The sequence below is a fragment of the Streptomyces sp. NPDC029122 genome (assembly GCF_055569445.1).
In genome coordinates this window covers 30783-49776 of the sequence record NZ_JBVHWK010000013.1, presented here as the reverse complement: position 1 = coordinate 49776, position 18994 = coordinate 30783, and the positions used below count along the sequence as shown (strand labels likewise).

Here is an 18994-nt window from a genome sequence, read left to right as displayed (position 1 = left end):
GGAAGGGCACAACCACCGCCACGGAAGCGGGGGGGAGGGGGGTGGGGGGGGGGGCAGGGGCGGGGGGGGCCCTTCCCCCCCGCTGGTTTCCTGGGTCTGTGCCCCCCCCCCCCCTCCCCCCCCCCCCACCGCACGCCGTGGTGGCCGACCTGGTCGACCGGCTCGACGGGCCCACCCGCACGTACCTGTGCCGCGACCAGTGGCTGCCCGCCGCCGCCGTCACCCTCCTGCTGCGCCACGGCACCGACACCGACCGGCACTACATCGCCCGCAACCCGCACGTCGTCGGCCGCCCGCTGCCCGGCCTGCCCGGCCCCGCGCGGTACGCCGCCCGGCCGGGGCCCTCGCCCGAACTGCTCGCCGAGACCGGCCCCGGCCCCCTCGCCCCCGACGAGCTGATCCGCCTGCTGCGCCGGCACGGCCGCCGCCCCCGGATCCCGCTCACCCTGCTCCGCATGCCGCACCTGCTCGACCTCCACGACCCCGAACCGCTGCTGCGCGCCCACGCCCGCGCCCCGCTGCCGGCCGGCGCGGTCGAGGCGCTGCTGCTGGCGGGCGGACTGCCCCGGCGGGCGTGCCGGGCGCTGCTGGACGCGCGCACGGGGGACCCGTACGGCCGCCACTGGTACCGGCCCGCCGTCCGCGCCGTCCGGATGGGCCTGCTGACCTGTGACGAGCTCGTCGCGAACGTGGCCCCCGCGCCCCGCACCCTGCTGCTCGGCCACCTCCCCGTCGCCCGCGGGCTGCGCTGGAGCCTGCCCGAACAGGCCGAGATGCAGTCGGCCGTGCACCGCGCGCTGCGCCCCGCCCTCGGCGACGACCCGCGGCTGTGGGCCGAACTGGGCCGCCGGGCCCCCGCCTTCCGCGGCACCCTGCCCGAACTGGCGGCCGCGCTGGCCGCGGGCACCCCGACCGCACCCGGCGACGTGCGCCACGACCCGGCGCTGGCCCGCGCCGTCCGCCACCTCGCCCCCGACCCGGCCCCCGCCGAGCCGGCCGGCGCCTGGGAACGCGAACTGGCCCTGGTCAGCCTGGCCGTGCCGATGGAGACGGCCTCCGAGGACGTCCGCTGGGTCCGCGACTGCCTGGACCGGGGCCTGCTCACCGGTGCGGACGTGGTCCGGCACAAGGTCCCCGCCTGCTGGGCGCTCGACGAGGACCAGTGGCTCGGGGACATAGGCCACCCCGACCGCCACGACCGCCCGGCCGCCGTGCTCGCCGCCCGCGCGGAGGCCGACCGGCTCTTCGACGCGGCCCTCGGGGACGACGCCGGGGCCTGGTGGCGCGCCGCCCGGGCGCTCCCCGACTTCGCCGGCACCCTGCCCGAACTCCTGGCGCGCGTCACGGACGGGGACTCCGTGTCCAAGCGTCCTTGAGTTGCGGCAACAATGGGGGGCATGAGCGACAGTCCAGCCCCCCTCGCCGATCCGCACCTCCTCTTCGACGCCGCGGCCGGCCGCCGGGACATCGTGATCCTCGGGTCGACCGGCTCCATCGGCACCCAGGCCATCGACCTCGCCCTGCGCCACCCGGACCGGTTCCGGGTCACCGCGCTGTCCGCCGCGGGCGGGCGCGTCGGGCTGCTGGCCGAGCAGGCACGGAAGCTGCGGGTCCAGGCCGTGGCCGTCGCCCGCGAAGACGCCGTACCGGCCCTGAAGGAGGCGCTGGGCGAGCAGTACGGCGCCGCCGAGCCATTGCCCGAGATCCTGGCCGGGCCCGACGCGGCGACCGAGCTCGCCGCCTCGCCCTGCCACACCGTCCTCAACGGCATCACCGGCTCCATCGGCCTCGCGCCCACCCTCGCGGCGCTGCGCGCGGGCCGTACCCTCGCCCTGGCCAACAAGGAGTCGCTGATCGTCGGCGGCCCGCTGGTCAAGGCCCTCGCCGCCCCCGGCCAGATCATCCCCGTGGACTCCGAGCACGCGGCCCTCTTCCAGGCCCTCGCCGCCGGCACCCGCGCCGATGTCCGCAAGCTCGTGGTCACCGCCTCCGGCGGCCCCTTCCGCGGCCGCACCCGCGCGGAGCTGGCCTCGGTGACCGTCGAGGACGCCCTCGCGCACCCCACCTGGGCCATGGGCCCGGTCATCACCGTGAACTCGGCGACCCTGGTCAACAAGGGGCTGGAGGTCATCGAGGCGCACCTGCTCTACGACATCCCCTTCGACCGCATCGAGGTCGTGGTCCACCCGCAGTCCTACGTGCACTCCATGGTCGAGTTCACGGACGGCTCCACCCTCGCCCAGGCCACCCCGCCGGACATGCGCGGCCCCATCGCGATCGGCCTCGGCTGGCCCCAGCGGGTCCCGGACGCCTCGCGCTCCTTCGACTGGACCAAGGCCTCCACCTGGGAGTTCTTCCCGCTCGACACCGAGGCCTTCCCGGCGGTCGGCCTCGCCCGGCACGTCGGCTCCCTGGGCGGCACCGCCCCCGCCGTCTTCAATGCGGCGAACGAGGAGTGCGTGGACGCCTTCCTGGCCGGTCGGCTGCCGTTCACAGCAATCATGGATACCGTCTCCGCAGTGGTCGACGAGCACGGATCGCCCGTGTCGGGAACTTCCCTGACGGTGGCGGACGTCCTCGAAGCGGAGACCTGGGCCAGGGCCCGGGCACGGGAGATGGCGGCGCGGGCCGCCGTGGAGGCGGGCGCATGACGGTACTGCTGACGGTGATCGGCATCCTCGTCTTCGTGATCGGGCTGCTGTTCTCCATCGCCTGGCACGAGCTCGGCCACCTCTCCACGGCCAAGCTCTTCGGCATCCGCGTACCCCAGTACATGGTCGGCTTCGGCAGGACCATCTGGTCCCGCCAGAAGGGCGAGACCGAGTACGGGATCAAGGCCATCCCGATGGGCGGCTACATCCGCATGATCGGGATGTTCCCGCCCGGCGAGGACGGCAAGGTCACCGCCCGCTCCACCTCGCCCTTCCGGTCGATGATCGAGGACGCCCGCTCGGCGGCCTACGAGGAGCTCCGGCCCGGGGACGAGACGCGGCTCTTCTACACGCGCAAGCCCTGGAAGCGCGTGATCGTGATGTTCGCTGGCCCCTTCATGAACCTGGTGCTCGCCCTCGCGATCTTCTTCGGCGTCTGGATGACCTTCGGCATCAACCGGACGACCACCCAGATCGCGACCGTCTCGCCCTGCGTCATCCAGCAGAGCGAGAAGCGCGACGTCTGCAAGGACGGCGACCCGGTGGCCCCGGCGAAGAAGGCCGGACTGCGGGCCGACGACCGCATCGTCGCCTTCAACGGCAAGAAGGTGGCCGACTGGGCCGCCCTCCAGAAGCGGATCCGCGACACCGTCGGCCCCGCCACCGTCACCGTCGTGCGCGACGGACAGCAGCTCAGCATCCCCGTCACCCTGATCGCGAACCAGGTCGCCAAGACCGACGGCCACGGCGGCTACGTCAAGGGCGAGTACATCACCGCCGGCTGGCTCGGCTTCAGCCCGAAGAACGAGATCGCCGCCCTGTCCTTCGGCGAGTCCGTCGACCACATGGCCGAGGTCGTCGACGGCAGCGTCCAGGGCCTGCTCAATCTCCCCGCCAAGATCCCCGCCCTGTGGAACGCGGCCTTCAGCGGCGGCGAGCGCGAGGCCGACTCCCCGATGGGCATCGTCGGAGCGGCCCGGATCAGCGGGGACATCGCCGCGCTGGACCTGCCCAGCGAGCAGAGGATGTCGATCCTGCTCAACGTGCTGGGCATGTTCAACCTCTCGCTCTTCCTGTTCAACATGCTGCCCCTGCTCCCCCTGGACGGCGGGCACATCGCCGGCGCCCTGTGGGAGTCCCTACGCCGCACCGTCGCGAAGGTCTTCCGGCGCGCCGACCCCGGCCCCTTCGACGTGGCGAAGCTGATGCCCGCCGCGTACGTGGTCGCCGGCGTCTTCGTCTGCTTCACCCTGCTGGTGCTCGTCGCGGACGTGGTCAACCCCATCAAGATCACCTAGCCGTACGGCCCCCCACAACGGCGGCCACCGGAGCCGGGCACACATCGTGCCCGGCTCCCCGCGTTCGGGTGGCACGGCCCCTCGGATGCACGGGGCACGCGCCGCTTGGCGTAATCTCGAAGGCTGGAGCCCGCCGATCTCGGGACCTCGATCCACACCTTGGGGTTGCACAGCAGATGACCGCCATCTCTCTCGGAATGCCGTCCGTGCCGACGAAGCTTGCCGACCGCCGGGTCAGCCGCAAGATCCAGGTCGGTTCCGTGGCCGTCGGCGGCGACGCGCCGATCTCGGTGCAGTCGATGACCACGACCCGCACCTCCGACATCGGGGCCACGCTCCAGCAGATCGCCGAGCTGACCGCGTCCGGCTGTCAGATCGTCCGCGTCGCCTGCCCGACGCAGGACGACGCCGACGCGCTGGCCGTCATCGCGAAGAAGTCGCAGATCCCGGTCATCGCCGACATCCACTTCCAGCCCAAGTACGTCTTCGCGGCGATCGACGCCGGCTGCGCCGCCGTCCGCGTCAACCCGGGCAACATCAAGCAGTTCGACGACAAGGTCAAGGAGATCGCGTACGCCGCCAAGGAGGCGGGCACGCCGATCCGCATCGGCGTCAACGCCGGCTCGCTCGACGCCCGCCTGCTGAAGAAGTACGGCAAGGCCACCCCCGAGGCGCTCGTCGAGTCCGCGCTGTGGGAGGCCTCCCTCTTCGAGGAGCACGGCTTCGGCGACATCAAGATCTCGGTCAAGCACAACGACCCGGTCGTCATGGTCAACGCCTACCGCCAGCTCGCCGCCCAGTGCGACTACCCGCTGCACCTCGGCGTGACCGAGGCCGGCCCGGCCTTCCAGGGCACCATCAAGTCCGCCGTCGCCTTCGGCGCGCTGCTCTCCGAGGGCATCGGCGACACCATCCGCGTCTCCCTCTCCGCGCCGCCGGTCGAGGAGGTCAAGGTCGGCAACCAGATCCTGGAGTCGCTGAACCTCAAGCCGCGCCGTCTGGAGATCGTCTCCTGCCCGTCCTGCGGCCGCGCCCAGGTCGACGTCTACAAGCTGGCCGAGGAGGTCACGGCGGGCCTGGAGGGCATGACCGTCCCGCTGCGCGTCGCCGTCATGGGCTGCGTCGTCAACGGCCCCGGCGAGGCCCGCGAGGCCGACCTCGGCGTCGCCTCCGGCAACGGCAAGGGCCAGATCTTCGTCAAGGGCGAGGTCATCAAGACCGTCCCCGAGTCCAAGATCGTGGAGACCCTCATCGAAGAGGCGCTGAAGATCGCCGAGCAGATGGAGAAGGACGGCGTCACCTCGGGCGAGCCCAGCGTCGCCATCGGCGTCTGACCCGGCACCGCCACGACCCGGCCCGGCCCCGTTCCCGCAGCTCGCGGGAGGGGGCCGGGCCCTTTCGTGACCTGCGCGACCGGGCGGGCGCAGGTCGCGCCCGGTACAGTGCGGAGATCAGCAGACTTGCATGGTGAGGCACCGGTGTTGACGCAGACCACGACCAGGGTCCTTGAACCCAGTGATCTCGACGCCGCGCTCGGCATCCTCGGACGCGAGCCCGTCGAGAACGCCTTCGTCACCTCCCGGGTCCAGGTCGCCGGGCTCGATCCGTGGCGCCTGGGCGGCGAGATGTGGGGCTGGTACGCCGACGGCGAGCTCCGCTCCCTGTGCTACGCGGGAGCCAACCTGGTCCCCGTCTGCGCCGGACCCGACGCCGTACGCGCCTTCGCCGACCGGGCCCGCCGCACCGGCCGCCGCTGCTCCTCCATCGTCGGCCCCGCCGAGCCCACCCGGCTGCTGTGGCAGCTCCTGGAGCCCAGCTGGGGACCGGCCCGCGACGTCCGCGCCCACCAGCCGCTCATGGTCACCGAGCGGCCGTCCGCCGAGATCGTCCCCGACCCGATGGTCCGCCGGATCCGCAAGGACGAGATGGACCTGATCATGCCCGCCTGCGTGGCCATGTTCACCGAGGAGGTCGGCATCTCGCCCATGGCCGGCGACGGCGGGCTCCTCTACCAGGCCCGCGTCGCGGAGCTCGTCGGCAGCGGCCGCTCCTTCGCCCGCGTCGAGAACGGCAAGGTCGTCTTCAAGGCCGAGATCGGCGCCGCCACCGCCGCCGCCTGCCAGATCCAGGGCGTGTGGGTGGCCCCGGAGTTCCGCGGCCGGGGGCACTCCGAGACCGGCATGGCCGCGGTCGTCGAGTACGCGCTGCGCGACGTGGCACCCCTGGTCAGCCTCTACGTCAACGACTTCAACACCGCCGCCCGCGCCGCCTACCGCCGGGTCGGCTTCCGAGAGGTCGGCGCGTTCATGAGCGTCCTGTTCTGACCCGCGGCCGGGGCGGCCGGTTTCGTCCCGGAAGCCGTACCGCGGCGCCCTACCCCGAAGTAAGGTCGCCGCATGCTGCCTACTTCCCCGGGCGACGACGCCGCACGGCCCGCCGGACTCCGCATCGGGCACCTCGACCTGGCCGGCCGGGTGGACGAAGCCCTGCGCGTCCAGGCCGTCGCCTTCGGGCTGAGCGAGGAAGAGGTCGGGATCCGGCGCTACATCGTCCAGCGCCACATGACCTGCCGCGGTGCCCGCGCGCTCGGCGCGTTCACCGACGACGGGGCGCTGGCCGGCTTCGTGTACGGCATGCCCAACGACCGCGGCCACTGGTGGTCCACGATCGTCGAGCCCTATCTGCGGGCGGGCGGCACCGACTCCTGGCTCGACGACTCCTTCGTCATCACCGAGCTGCACGTCCACCCCGGCTTCCAGGGCCGCGGCGTCGGCCGCGCCCTCATCACCCGGATCACCGACAGCGCCGCCGAGCCCCGCTCGATCCTCTCCGCCATCGACACCGACAGCCCGGCCCGCGGGCTGTACGCGGTCCTCGGCTACCGGGACCTGGCCCGCAAGGTCCACTTCCCGAGCGCGAGCCTGCCGTACGCCGTCATGGGCGCCCCGCTGCCCCTCCTGAGGCCCACGCGGGCACGCTGAATTCGTTTCGGGGCTCCGGGCCGCCCCCGGTAGCCTCCCGGCATGTCCACTCACCACGTGCAGCGCATGTCCCGGCTCATGGCCAAGACCCTCCGCGAGGACCCGGCCGACGCCGAGACCCTCAGCCACCGCCTCCTGGTCCGGGCCGGCTACGTCCGGCGCAGCTCCGCCGGGGTGTGGATCTGGCTGCCGCTCGGCAAGAAGGTCCTGGACAACGTCTCGCGCATCGTCCGCGAGGAGATGGACGCCATCGGGGCGCAGGAGGTGCTGCTGCCGGCGCTGTTGCCGAAGGAGCCGTACGAGGTCAGCGGCCGCTGGTCGGAGTACGGGGACCTGCTGTTCCGGCTGAAGGACCGCAAGGGCGCCGACTACCTCCTCGGCCCGACCCACGAGGAGATCTTCACACTCGTGGTGAAGGACCAGTGCACGTCCTACAAGGACCTGCCGGTCATGCTGTACCAGATCCAGACCAAGTACCGGGACGAGGCCCGGCCGCGGTCCGGCGTCCTGCGCGGCCGCGAGTTCCAGATGAAGGACTCGTACTCCTTCGACGTGTCCCAGGAGGGCCTGGAGGAGTCGTACCGGCTCCACCGCGAGGCCTACGTACGCATCTTCGAGCGCCTCGGCCTGGACCACCGCATCGTGTCGGCGGTGTCGGGCGCGATGGGCGGCTCGGCGTCGGAGGAGTTCCTGGCACCGGCCGGCGCGGGCGAGGACACGTTCGTGGACTGCCCCTCCTGCGACTACGCCGCGAACACGGAGGCGGTCACCTTCGCCCCGGCGCCCGCCGCCGCGGACGCCGCCCACGCCCCCCTGGAGGAGATCCCCACCCCCGACACCCCCACCATCGAGACCCTGGCCGCGCACCTCGGCGTCCCCGCCTCCGCGACCCTGAAGAACCTCCTGGTCAAGGTGGACGGCGAGATCACCGCCGTCGGCGTGCCGGGGGACCGCGAGGTGGACCTCGGCAAGCTGGGCGAGCACCTGGCCCCGGCTGTGGTGGAGCTGGTGACGGCGGAGGACTTCGCGGACCGGCCCGACCTTGTGCGCGGCTACGTGGGCCCGCAGGGCCTGGACGGGGTCCGCTACCTCGCAGACCCCCGCGTCGCACCCGGCACCGCCTGGGTGACGGGGGCCAACAAGCCCGGCACCCACGCCCTCAACGTGGTCTGCGGCCGGGACTTCGAGGTGGACCGCTACCTGGACGTGGTCGTGGTCGAGCCCGGCGACCCCTGCCCGTCCTGCGGGGCGGGACTGAAGCTGGACCGGGCCATCGAGATCGGGCACATCTTCCAGCTGGGCCGCAAGTACGCCGACGCCTTCGGGCTGGACGTCCTCGGCAAGGAGGGCAAGCCGGTCCGGGTCACGATGGGCTCCTACGGCATCGGCGTCTCCCGGGCGGTGGCCGCGCTGGCCGAGCAGACGGCCGACGAGCGGGGCCTGCGCTGGCCCGCCTCGGTGGCGCCGGCCGACGTCCACGTGGTGGCGGCGGGCAAGGCGGGCCCGCTCGCGCTGGCGGAGGAGGCGGCCGGGGCGCTGGCCGCGGCGGGGCTGCGGGTCCTCCTGGACGACCGCCCGGGGCTGTCGCCCGGGGTCAAGCTGACGGACGCGGAGCTGATCGGCGTGCCGTGGATCCTGGTGGCGGGCAGGCGCTCCGCCGAGGGCGTCGTCGAACTCCAGGACCGCGCCGCCGGCACCCGCGAGGAACTCCCCCTCACCGAGGCCCTCTCCCGCCTGGCCTGACCCGCGGCCGTCCGCGGCCGACGGGCCCGTCAGGAAGGCGCCGGCGGTTCGGGGGGCGTGGCCCCGGACGGCGGCATGGCGGGCCCGGCGGGGTTCTGGGCCGGGGGAGGGGCGGAAGCTCCGGGAGGCACGGAAGCCTCGGGAACGGGGGCCCCGGGAGGACCGGAAGCGGCGGGAGGAACGGGGGCCCCGGGAGGGACGGGGGCCGCGCGTTCCAGGAAGCGCAGCAGCTCCACCGGGAAGGGGAGGACCAGGGTGGAGTTCTTCTCCGCCGCCACCGCGATCACCGTCTGCAGCAGCCGCAGCTGGAGCGCGGCCGGCTGGTCGGACATCACCGCCGCCGCCTCCGCCAGCTTGTGCGAGGCCTGGAGCTCCGCGTCCGCGTTGATGACGCGCGCCCGCCGCTCCCGGTCCGCCTCCGCCTGCCGCGCCATCGACCGCTTCATCGTCTCCGGCAGCGACACGTCCTTGATCTCCACCCGGTCGATCTGCACGCCCCACCCCATCGCGGGGCTGTCGATCATCAGCTCCAGCCCCTGGTTGAGCTTCTCGCGGTTCGACAGCAGGTCGTCCAGATCGCTCTTGCCGATGATCGACCGCAGCGAGGTCTGCGCCATCTGGGAGACGGCGAACCGGTAGTCCTCCACCGCGATGATCGCGCTCGCGGGGTCCACGACCTTGAAGTACACCACCGCGTCCACCCGCACCGTGACGTTGTCCCGCGTGATGCCCTCCTGCGCCGGCACCGGCAGCGTCACGATCTGCAGGTTCACCTTCCGCAGCCGGTCCACACCCGGAACGATCACCGTGAACCCGGGCGGCCGGATGCCCTCGCGCAGCCGGCCGAAGCGGAAGACCACGCCCCGCTCGTACTGCTTCACCACCCGGGCGGCCGCGCCCAGGTACGCCGCGACGCCGGTGGCGGCGGCGATGCCCGCTGTCAGCAGTTCCTCGACCATGACGGCCCCCGCCGGACGGGACGTACAGGACATACCTACCTATTCACGGTATGCCCTGCGATCCGCCCTACAACCAGGCCGCGAACTCCAGCAGCAGCTCCGCGTCCCGCCGCCGTCCCGCCGCCAGCGCCCGGCAGCCCGACTCCACCGCCCGGAACACCGTCCAGCCCCGCAGCCGCTCCCGGTCCATCTCCAGCGAGTCGGCGAGCTTGTTCACCCGCCGCCGCGCCCCGGCCGCCCCCGCCGAGGCGGCGACCTGGTCCTCCAGCCGGTCCCGGACCAGCCGGGCCAGGTCGTAGGCCCGCTCGCCGACCAGCGGGTCCGGGCCCACCGTCAGCCACGGCGCCCGCTCGCCGGCCAGCACCTTGCCCTGCCGGAAGTTCCCGTGCAGCAGCAGCTCCTCACCGGGCGCGCCGGTCAGCTCCTCCCGCAGCGCCACCGCCGTCTCCGCCAGGTCCCGCGCCTCCGGCGGCGCCGACCGCAGCAGCGCGCACTGGGCGGCGGTGCGCTCGGCCACCGTCTCGAACGGATGGCCCTGCGGCGGGGCCACCCACAGCCGGCGCAGCGTGCCGCAGGCCTCCAGCAGGGCCTTGGCCTCCGGCAGCGAACGCAGCGACACGTCCGGGTGCAGCCGCTCCAGCAGCAGCGCCCCGTCCTCCTCGTGGTGGCGCGAGTCGAGGACCCGTACGGCCCCGAAGCCGCCCCAGTGGGCGAGCGCGGCCAGCTCCCGGCCGGGAGCGGCCCCCGGCGGCGCCAGCTTCAGGACGGCCGGGGTGCCGTCCGGGTAGCGGACCAGCAGCACCACACTGCTGCGCCCGCCCGGAGTCTGGACCCGCTGCACCATCACGTCCCGCCGCTTCAGCGCCTCCTCGGCGAGCTCGGGCACGCGCTCCAGCCACTCCGTGTCCCGCTCGGTCGGCGGCAGTTCGCCGAGCGCCCGTACGAGCCGCTGCGGCGGTTCGAAAGCCATGCGTGCGTGGTCCCTTTCAGCCGGTACGGGCCCCCTACGAGCGTTCCGTGAGCCCAGGGAAGGCTACGCCGACACCGCGCCAGCGCGCCGCGCGCACGGCCGCGGCGCTCAGCGCGTCAGCCGCCTCACGGCGCAACTGGCCGTCCGCCGACCGCACCAGGTCCGAGTACGCGCCCGCCACCCGGTCCTCGATCACGGCGGCCAGCCGCTCGGTGTCGGCCGGCGTGCGCAGCTCGAAGGGCAGGGCGTACGCGGCCTCGGCGGGCTGCGGCGCGCCGCCCAGCTCCCGCACGGTCCGGGTCAGCCGGTCGCGGCGGGCCAGGTGGCCGGCGTACGCCTCCCGGGCCTCGGTCGCCCGGGCGGGCGCGACCCTCGCCCCGACCACCCCGTATCCGTACGCCGCGGCGTGCTCGGCGGCGAGCGCGGCCTGGGCGGCCCGCAGGGCTCCGCCGGCGGGGGAGGGGGAGGGCGAGGGCTTCACGAGGCGGCTCCCGGGGCGGAGGTCAGCAGATAGGCGTGGACGGCCCCGCAGGCCGCCACCGAGGCGAGCATCCGGGCCAGCTCCCCGGGGGCGCCGGCCAGGGCGATGGTCCGGGCCTCGGACAGGCTCCGCTCGGCGTCCGCGAGCGCGCTCAGGGCCTCGGCCGGCTGCTGCGGGACCGGCTCGCCGCCCGCCGCGGGCGCACCGGGCGCGGGCGCCGCGGACCCGGACACGACGGCGGAGGGCGGACCCGGCCGGGCGGCCGGCTCACGGGGCGCCGGGTCCGCGAAGGCCAGGGCCGCGGTGTGCGCCGCGACGGCGGCGCGCAGCGGCGCGAGCCGCCCGGCGAGCCCGGGATGGGCCGCCGCGGTGGCGTCGTAACGTTCCAGCAGTCGCTCGCTGTCACGAACGGCGTCCTCCCGCATCCGCCGTTCGAGCGGAATCCCGCCGTCGGCACCGGAGGCGTCACCGCCACCGGTGCACCCGGTGAGCAGCACGGCCCCGGCCGCACCGGCGGCTCCGGCGAGCAGGCTCCTTCGTGAGGGCGAGGGCCTCAAGGGCGTGGTCCAGGGCACGGCGGCGTCCTCGGGGGTGATGGCGGGGCAGGTGTGATCACGGTACCCGGGGGTCCCGTCCGGAGCGCGGACGGCAACACCCTCCGCGACCGGATACCCTTTGACCTGACACGACGGAAAACCACAACAGCACACGCGGCCGAGGAGTCACCCGGATGAGCACCACCCAGAGCGACAGGCTGCGCGGGCTGCTGGAGCCACTCGTCGCCGCCAAGGGCCTGGACCTCGAGGACATCGAGCTTTCCAAGGCGGGCAAGCGCCGGATGCTGCGCATCATCGTGGATTCCGATGAGGGTGTCGACCTGGACGAATGCGCCGAGCTGAGCCGTGAGATCTCCGACCGGCTCGACGAGTCCGATGTGATGGGCGAGGACGAGTACAACCTCGAAGTCAGCTCCCCGGGCGCGGACCGCCCGCTCAGCGAGCACCGTCACTACGTTCGGGCGACCGGCCGCCTCGTGAAGTTCCAGCTGTCCGCCGAGGGTGGAAAGGATGCCGGGGAACTGGTCGCCCGCATCCTCGGCGTCGACGACGAGGGCATGGACCTCGAAGTCCCGGGTGTGAAGGGCCGCAAGGCGACCGCCCGTCGTATCGCTTTCACCGACATCGCCAAGGCGCGAGTCGAGATCGAGTTCAGCCGCAAGGACAAGAAGGAAGAGGAGGCGTAGCCGTGGACATCGACATGAGTGCCCTGCGGGGTCTGGTCCGGGAGAAGGAGATCTCCTTCGACCTGCTCGTCGAGGCGATCGAGTCGGCCCTCCTCATCGCGTACCACCGCACCGAGGGCAGCTTCCGGCGCGCCCGTGTCGTGCTCGACCGCACCAACGGTCACGTGGTCGTGTGGGCGACGGAGGACCCGAGGGACCTCGAAGAGGGGCAGGAGCCCAAGGAGTTCGACGACACCCCGTCGGACTTCGGGCGGATCGCCGCGACGACCGCCAAGCAGGTGATCCTCCAGCGTCTGCGCGACGCCGAGGACGACCTGACCTTCGGCGAGTTCGCCGGCCGCGAGGGCGACGTCATCACCGGCGTGGTCCAGCAGGGCAAGGACCCCAAGAACGTCCTCGTCGACATCGGCAAGCTGGAGGCCATCCTGCCGGTGCAGGAGCAGGTCCCGGGCGAGGAGTACACGCACGGTCTCCGTCTCAAGGCGTACGTCGTGCGGGTGGCGAAGGGTGTCCGCGGTCCGTCCGTGACCCTGTCGCGCACCCACCCCAACCTGGTGAAGAAGCTCTTCGCGCTGGAGGTCCCGGAGATCGCCGACGGCAGCGTCGAGATCTCCGCGATCGCCCGCGAGGCCGGCCACCGCACCAAGATCGCCGTCCGGTCCACCCGCTCGGGCCTCAACCCGAAGGGCGCCTGCATCGGCCCGATGGGCGCCCGCGTGCGCAACGTGATGGCCGAGCTGCACGGTGAGAAGATCGACATCGTCGACTGGTCGGACGACCCGGCGGAGATGGTGGCGAACGCCCTCTCACCCGCCCGGGTGAGCAAGGTCGAGGTCGTCGACTGGGACACCCGGTCCGCCCGGGTGACCGTGCCCGACTACCAGCTGTCGCTGGCGATCGGCAAGGAGGGCCAGAACGCCCGCCTGGCCGCCCGGCTCACCGGCTGGCGCATCGACATCCGGCCCGACACCGAGGTGCCCGCCGACGCGGACGCCCGTGCCTGACCGGGAATAAACCGCTACCCGCCGGAGGTTCCCGGCGGGTAGACAGGTGCTCCGGGAGTCCCGGAACACCGAGAAGATCACGACGACATCCGTTCGATTTTTCGCCTGAAGGGGTGAGGTCGGTACGGGGAGGTAGACTTAGGCGTGTCTGGCCGGACGCAAGCCCGCGCATGCCCCGAACGCACCTGTGTGGGGTGCCGGGAGCGAGCGGCCAAGAGCGATCTGCTGCGGATCGTGGCGATCGGGGACGAATGCGTCCCTGATCCTCGCGGTACGCTGCCCGGCCGGGGTGCCTACGTGCACCCCGCCGTGGTCTGCCTCGACCAGGCGGTCCGCCGCCGGGCGTTCCCCCGGGCCCTCAGGTCCGCCGGAGCGCTCGACACGGAGGAACTGCGCAAAGCCCTGGCGGCAACGGCCGAGGCGACACCGTAAGAAGTAGTACGGCACGGAAACCCCGTGCGGTCAGGTACCTCGCGAGTTGGAAGTAGGTCGAGATTGCGATGAGCACTCGATGAGTACGCGATGAGTACGCCCATGAAGTAGCGACGGTCCGGCGTAACCCGGACCTAAAAGGAGCGAAGTGGCTAAGGTCCGGGTATACGAACTCGCCAAGGAGTTCGGAGTCGAGAGCAAGGTCGTCATGGCCAAGCTCCAAGAACTCGGTGAATTCGTCCGTTCGGCGTCCTCGACGATCGAGGCGCCGGTTGTACGCAAGTTGACTGACGCACTGCAGGGGCCCGGCGGCAACGCCGGCAAGTCCGCTGCGAAGCCCGGCGCGCCCCGCAAGGCCGCGCCCGCCAAGCCCGCGGCGCCCTCCCCGGCCGCCGCGGCACGTCCCGCCGCCCCCAAGCCCGGCGCACCGGTGGCCCCCAAGCCCGCCGCCGCCGAGGCCCCCGCGGCCACCCCGGTGACTCCGGCCGCCCCCGGCCCGCGTCCCGGTCCCAAGGCTCCCGCCCCGAAGCCCGCTCCGGCGGCTCCCGTGGCGACCGAGTTCTCCGCGCCTCCGGCGGCTCCCGCCGCCCCGGCGCGTCCCGCCGCGGCCCCCGGCCCGCGTCCGGCGCAGCAGCGCCCGGCCGCCCCGGGTCAGGGTGCCCGTCCCGGCGCCCCGCGTCCGGCCGGCTCCACCCCCGGCGGCCAGGGCCAGCGCCCGGCCGGCGGTTCCCAGGCCCCGCGTCCCGGCGGCGCCCGTCCGGCCGGTCCCCGTCCGGGCAACAACCCCTTCACCTCCGGCGGCTCGACCGGCATGGCGCGCCCGCAGGCGCCCCGTCCGGCCGGCGCTCCCCGTCCCGGTGCCACCGGCGCCGGCGGTCAGGGTGCTCCCCGTCCGCAGGCCGGCCCCGGCGGCGCCCCGCGTCCGCAGGGTCCCGGCGGCGCCCGTCCCACCCCGGGCGGCATGCCCCGTCCCCAGGGCGGCGCTCCGCGTCCGGCCCCGGGCGGCAACCGTCCGAACCCGGGCATGATGCCGCAGCGTCCCGCTGCCGGTGGTCCCGGTCCCCGTCCCGGCGGCGGCCCCGGTGGCCGTGGTCCCGGTGCCGGTGGCCCGCGTCCCGGTGGTGGCGCCGGTCGTCCCGGCGGCGGCGGCTTCGCCGGCCGTCCGGCCGGTCCGGGCTCCCGTCCGGCGGGCGGCGGCTTCGGCGGCCCGCGTCCGGGTGGCGGCGGCTTCGGCGGCGGCCCGGCCGGTGCCGGTGGCGGCGGACGTCCCGGCTTCGGTGGCCGTCCCGGCGGTCCCGGTGCCCGTGGTGGCACGCAGGGCGCCTTCGGCCGTCCCGGCGGTCCGGCCCGTCGCGGCCGCAAGTCCAAGCGCCAGCGTCGCCAGGAGTACGAGGCCATGCAGGCCCCGTCGGTCGGCGGCGTGATGCTGCCGCGCGGTGGCGGCGAGACCGTGCGCCTGTCGCGCGGTGCCTCCCTCACCGACTTCGCGGAGAAGATCAACGCCAACCCGGCGTCGCTCGTCGCCGTGATGATGAACCTCGGCGAGATGGTCACCGCCACGCAGTCCGTCTCCGACGAGACCCTGCAGCTCCTCGCCGGCGAGATGAACTACACCGTTCAGATCGTCAGCCCGGAGGAGGAGGACCGCGAGCTCCTCGAGGGCTTCGACATCGAGTTCGGCGAGGACGAGGGCGGCGAGGAGTTCCTGCTCCCGCGTCCGCCGGTCGTGACCGTCATGGGTCACGTCGACCACGGTAAGACCCGACTGCTCGACGCCATCCGCAAGACGAACGTCGTCGCGGGCGAGGCCGGCGGCATCACGCAGCACATCGGTGCGTACCAGGTCGGTACCGAGGTCAACGGTGAAGAGCGCAAGATCACCTTCATCGACACCCCGGGTCACGAGGCGTTCACCGCCATGCGTGCCCGTGGTGCCAAGTCGACCGACATCGCGATCCTCGTGGTCGCGGCCAACGACGGCGTCATGCCGCAGACGATCGAGGCGCTCAACCACGCCAAGGCCGCCGGCGTCCCGATCGTCGTCGCGGTCAACAAGATCGACGTCGAGGGTGCCGACCCGGTCAAGGTGCGCGGTCAGCTCACCGAGTTCGGTCTGGTCGCCGAGGAGTACGGCGGCGACACGATGTTCGTCGACATCTCCGCCAAGCAGGGTCTGCACATCGACTCCCTGCTCGAGGCCGTCGTCCTCACCGCCGACGCCTCCCTCGACCTGCGGGCCAACCCGGAGCAGGACGCTCAGGGTATTGCGATCGAGTCCCACCTCGACCGCGGCCGCGGTGCCGTCGCCACCGTCCTCGTCCAGCGCGGTACCCTCCGCGTCGGCGACACGATGGTCGTGGGCGACGCCTACGGCCGCGTGCGCGCCATGCTCGACGACAAGGGCAACAACGTCGAGGAAGCGGGTCCGTCGACCCCCGTCCTGGTCCTGGGTCTCACCAACGTCCCCGGCGCCGGCGACAACTTCCTCGTCGTCGACGAGGACCGCACGGCCCGCCAGATCGCCGAGAAGCGGGCGGCGCGCGAGCGCAACGCCAACTTCGCCAAGCGCGTCCGTCGCGTGTCCCTCGAGGACCTCGACTCCGTGCTCAAGGCCGGTCTGGTCCAGGAACTCAACCTCATCATCAAGGGCGACGCGTCCGGTGCGGTCGAGGCTCTCGAGTCCTCGCTGCTCCAGCTCGACGTCGGTGAAGAGGTCGACATCCGGGTCCTGCACCGCGGTGTGGGTGCGGTCACCGAGTCCGACATCTCGCTGGCGATGGGCTCCGACGCCATCGTCATCGGTTACAACGTCCGTGCGGCCGGCCGTGCCGCGCAGATGGCGGACCGCGAGGGCGTCGACGTCCGCTACTACTCGGTGATCTACCAGGCCATCGAGGAGATCGAGGCGGCCCTCAAGGGTCTGCTCAAGCCGGAGTACGAAGAGGTCGAGCTCGGTACGGCGGAGATCCGCGAGATCTTCCGCTCGTCCAAGCTGGGCAACATCGCCGGTGTCCTGGTCCGCTCGGGCGAGGTCAAGCGCAACACCAAGGCGCGGCTCCTGCGCGATGGCAAGGTCATCGCCGAGAACCTCACCATCTCCGGTCTGCGCCGCTTCAAGGACGACGTCACCGAGATCCGCGAAGGCTTCGAGGGCGGTATCAACCTCGGTTCCTTCAACGACATCAAGATCGACGACGTCATCGCGACGTACGAGATGCGCGAGAAGCCCCGCGCGTAAGCGGGAGGCACATCGCACCGTGTCGTAACCCCGGGGCCGGTCGGCGGAATATCCGTCGATCGGCCCCGGCCGTTGCGTGTACGGTTCTGGTGACCCTGCCGAGCGTCGGCCGGCAGGCCACCGAACCCGCACCGGCGGGATATCCGGAACTGCATGTACGTGGGGACTCTGTCCTTCGATCTGCTCCTCGGCGATGTCCATTCGCTGAAGGAGAAACGCTCCGTCGTCCGGCCCATCGTCGCCGAGCTCCAGCGCAAGTTCGCCGTGAGCGCGGCCGAGGTGGGAGACCAGGACCTGCACCGCAGGGCCCGTCTGGGGGTCGCCCTGGTGAGCGGGGACGCGGCGTTCGTATCGGACGTGCTCGACCGCTGTGAGCGGCTGGTCGCGGCGCGTCCGGAAGTGGAGCTGCTGTCCGTGAGACGGCGGTACCACGGTGATGAAGACTGATTGCTTGTCTGCAACAAAGAAGGAGACGGACCAGTGGCCGACAATGCGCGGGCGAAGAAGCTGGCGGACCTCATCCGGGAGGTGGTGGCCGAGAAGCTGCAGCGCGGAGTCAAGGACCCCCGCCTCGGTACGCACGTGACCATCACGGACACCCGGGTCACCGGCGATCTGCGGGAGGCCACGGTCTTCTACACGGTCTACGGCGACGACGAGGACCGGGCCAGCGCGGCAGCGGGCCTGGAGAGCGCCAAGGGCGTACTGCGCTCCGCGGTCGGCCGGGCGGCGGGAACCAAGTTCACGCCCACCCTGACCTTCGTCGCGGACGCCCTCCCGGAGAACGCCAAGACCATCGAGGACCTCCTCGACAAGGCGCGGGCCTCCGACGCCCAGGTGCGCGAGGTGTCCTCCGGCGCGAAGTACGCCGGCGACGCCGACCCGTACAAGAAGCCGGGCGACGAGGACGACGAGGACGCAGCCGCGGAATGAGCACCAACGCAGGGAAGACTCCGGACGGCCTTGTCATCGTCGACAAGCCGTCCGGCTTCACTTCGCACGACGTGGTCGCCAAGATGCGCGGGATCGCCAAGACCCGACGCGTCGGCCACGCCGGCACCCTCGACCCGATGGCGACGGGCGTCCTCGTCCTCGGCGTCGAGAAGGCCACCAAGCTCCTCGGCCACCTCGCGCTGACCGAGAAGGAGTACCTCGGCACCATCCGGCTCGGGCAGAACACCCTCACGGACGACGCCGAGGGCGAGATCATCTCGTCCGCCGACGCCTCCGGGGTGACCCGCGAGGCCGTGGACGCCGGCATCGCCAAGCTGACCGGCGACATCATGCAGGTCCCGTCCAAGGTCAGCGCCATCAAGATCAAGGGCGTGCGCTCCTACAAGCGCGCCCGTGACGGCGAGGACTTCGAGATCCCGGCCCGGCCGGTGACCATCTCGTCGTTCCAGGTGTACGACATGCGCGAGGGCGAGGCCGAGGACGGCACCAAGGTCGTCGACCTCGTCGTCTCCGTCGTCTGCTCCAGCGGTACGTACATCCGCGCCCTCGCCCGCGACCTGGGCGCCGACCTGGGCGTGGGCGGCCACCTCACGGCGCTGCGGCGCACGCGGGTGGGCCCGTACAAGCTCGACCGGGCGCGCACGCTGGACCAGCTCCAGGAGGAGCTGACCGTCATGCCGATCGGCGAGGCGGCCGCCGCCGCGTTCGCGCGCTGGGACCTGGACGCCCGGCGGGCCTCGCTGCTCGCCAATGGCGTGCGGATCGAGATGCCGGACGCGTACCAGGACGGCCGGACCGTCGCCGTGTACGGGCCGGAGGGCAAGCTCCTCGGGCTCGTGGAGAGCAAGGGCGGCAAGGCGAAGTCCCTCGCGGTCTTCGTCTGACGTCCGCTCCGCCCGGCGTGGAGCGGCGGGCCTGACGTGGGGGGGGGGGGGGGGGCGGGGGGGGGTGCCCGCCCCCCCCCCCCCCCCGGGGAGGTCTCTCTCCACCCGCGGCCCCAAATTCCCCCCCCCTAGACGGGGGCCGGGGGGAAGGCGGGG

19 protein-coding genes are annotated in these 18994 nt (G+C 72.9%); 15 read left to right on the top strand and 4 right to left on the bottom strand.

Features of this window, described 5'->3' with window-relative positions; genetic code table 11:
- Window positions 1-137: 137 nt before the first annotated feature.
- The 7 genes from ACZ4WZ_RS17225 to ACZ4WZ_RS17195 all read left to right on the top strand — a co-directional run bounded on the left by ACZ4WZ_RS17225 (window position 138) and on the right by ACZ4WZ_RS17195 (window position 8673).
- Window positions 138-1376 carry a hypothetical protein gene (locus tag ACZ4WZ_RS17225; protein ID WP_467890977.1) on the top strand — a complete coding sequence of 413 codons (1239 nt, stop codon included), beginning with the start codon at window positions 138-140 and terminating at the stop codon, window positions 1374-1376.
- Between the two features lie 12 nt (window positions 1377-1388).
- A complete protein-coding gene (dxr, locus tag ACZ4WZ_RS17220) occupies window positions 1389-2651 on the top strand; it encodes a 1-deoxy-D-xylulose-5-phosphate reductoisomerase (RefSeq protein ID WP_467890974.1) in 1263 nt (420 codons plus the stop codon).
- Window positions 2648-3949, top strand: coding sequence for a M50 family metallopeptidase (locus tag ACZ4WZ_RS17215; RefSeq protein WP_467890972.1), 1302 nt, complete (start codon window positions 2648-2650; stop codon window positions 3947-3949). The genes dxr and ACZ4WZ_RS17215 overlap by 4 nt, the downstream gene beginning before the upstream one ends.
- 176 nt (window positions 3950-4125) lie before the next feature.
- Window positions 4126-5283 (top strand): flavodoxin-dependent (E)-4-hydroxy-3-methylbut-2-enyl-diphosphate synthase, encoded by a 1158-nt coding sequence (gene ispG, locus ACZ4WZ_RS17210; protein ID WP_388941890.1) that lies wholly within the window; start codon window positions 4126-4128, stop codon window positions 5281-5283.
- Window positions 5284-5430: 147 nt separating this feature from the next.
- A complete protein-coding gene (locus tag ACZ4WZ_RS17205) occupies window positions 5431-6273 on the top strand; it encodes a GNAT family N-acetyltransferase (RefSeq protein ID WP_467890967.1) in 843 nt (280 codons plus the stop codon).
- A 75-nt stretch (window positions 6274-6348) separates the two neighbouring features.
- Window positions 6349-6930: a GNAT family N-acetyltransferase gene (locus tag ACZ4WZ_RS17200; RefSeq protein WP_467891219.1), complete on the top strand. Its 582-nt coding sequence runs from the start codon at window positions 6349-6351 to the stop codon at window positions 6928-6930.
- Between the two features lie 42 nt (window positions 6931-6972).
- Window positions 6973-8673: a proline--tRNA ligase gene (locus ACZ4WZ_RS17195; protein ID WP_467890964.1), complete on the top strand. Its 1701-nt coding sequence runs from the start codon at window positions 6973-6975 to the stop codon at window positions 8671-8673.
- A 29-nt stretch (window positions 8674-8702) separates the two neighbouring features.
- Here ACZ4WZ_RS17195 and ACZ4WZ_RS17190 read toward each other — a convergent pair whose 3' ends face one another.
- The 4 genes from ACZ4WZ_RS17190 to ACZ4WZ_RS17175 form a co-directional block, all read right to left on the bottom strand.
- Window positions 8703-9632 (bottom strand): slipin family protein, encoded by a 930-nt coding sequence (locus ACZ4WZ_RS17190; protein WP_467891217.1) that lies wholly within the window; start codon window positions 9630-9632, stop codon window positions 8703-8705.
- A 67-nt stretch (window positions 9633-9699) separates the two neighbouring features.
- The gene (locus ACZ4WZ_RS17185) at window positions 9700-10602 is read right to left on the bottom strand and encodes an aminoglycoside phosphotransferase family protein (RefSeq protein ID WP_467890962.1); all 903 of its coding nucleotides are present in this window, start codon (window positions 10600-10602) and stop codon (window positions 9700-9702) included.
- A gap of 34 nt (window positions 10603-10636) precedes the next feature.
- Window positions 10637-11083 carry a ferritin-like domain-containing protein gene (locus tag ACZ4WZ_RS17180; protein ID WP_467890959.1) on the bottom strand — a complete coding sequence of 149 codons (447 nt, stop codon included), beginning with the start codon at window positions 11081-11083 and terminating at the stop codon, window positions 10637-10639.
- Window positions 11080-11580, bottom strand: a complete 501-nt coding sequence (locus tag ACZ4WZ_RS17175) for a hypothetical protein (protein WP_467890957.1) — start codon at window positions 11578-11580, stop codon at window positions 11080-11082. Before ACZ4WZ_RS17175 ends, ACZ4WZ_RS17180 begins: the two co-directional genes overlap by 4 nt.
- Here ACZ4WZ_RS17175 and ACZ4WZ_RS17170 point away from each other — a divergent pair.
- The 8 genes from ACZ4WZ_RS17170 (at window position 11570) to truB (ending at window position 18838) form a co-directional block, all read left to right on the top strand.
- Window positions 11570-11695 carry a hypothetical protein gene (locus ACZ4WZ_RS17170; RefSeq protein ID WP_467890954.1) on the top strand — a complete coding sequence of 42 codons (126 nt, stop codon included), beginning with the start codon at window positions 11570-11572 and terminating at the stop codon, window positions 11693-11695. The genes ACZ4WZ_RS17175 and ACZ4WZ_RS17170 overlap by 11 nt on opposite strands.
- Before the next feature lie 118 nt (window positions 11696-11813).
- Window positions 11814-12326, top strand: coding sequence for a ribosome maturation factor RimP (gene rimP / locus ACZ4WZ_RS17165; RefSeq protein ID WP_467890951.1), 513 nt, complete (start codon window positions 11814-11816; stop codon window positions 12324-12326).
- Between the two features lie 2 nt (window positions 12327-12328).
- Window positions 12329-13330: a transcription termination factor NusA gene (nusA, locus tag ACZ4WZ_RS17160; protein WP_388941865.1), complete on the top strand. Its 1002-nt coding sequence runs from the start codon at window positions 12329-12331 to the stop codon at window positions 13328-13330.
- A gap of 144 nt (window positions 13331-13474) precedes the next feature.
- Window positions 13475-13762, top strand: a complete 288-nt coding sequence (locus ACZ4WZ_RS17155; protein WP_388941862.1) for a YlxR family protein — start codon at window positions 13475-13477, stop codon at window positions 13760-13762.
- 148 nt (window positions 13763-13910) lie between these two features.
- Window positions 13911-17000, top strand: coding sequence for a translation initiation factor IF-2 (infB, locus tag ACZ4WZ_RS17150; protein WP_467890948.1), 3090 nt, complete (start codon window positions 13911-13913; stop codon window positions 16998-17000).
- A 153-nt stretch (window positions 17001-17153) separates the two neighbouring features.
- Complete coding sequence (locus ACZ4WZ_RS17145; RefSeq protein WP_388941856.1) at window positions 17154-17447, top strand: DUF503 domain-containing protein; 294 nt, start codon at window positions 17154-17156, stop codon at window positions 17445-17447.
- Window positions 17448-17480: 33 nt separating this feature from the next.
- Window positions 17481-17933, top strand: a complete 453-nt coding sequence (gene rbfA, locus ACZ4WZ_RS17140) for a 30S ribosome-binding factor RbfA (RefSeq protein WP_362394283.1) — start codon at window positions 17481-17483, stop codon at window positions 17931-17933.
- Window positions 17930-18838 carry a tRNA pseudouridine(55) synthase TruB gene (gene truB / locus ACZ4WZ_RS17135; RefSeq protein WP_388941852.1) on the top strand — a complete coding sequence of 303 codons (909 nt, stop codon included), beginning with the start codon at window positions 17930-17932 and terminating at the stop codon, window positions 18836-18838. Before rbfA ends, truB begins: the two co-directional genes overlap by 4 nt.
- Window positions 18839-18994: the final 156 nt, after the last annotated feature.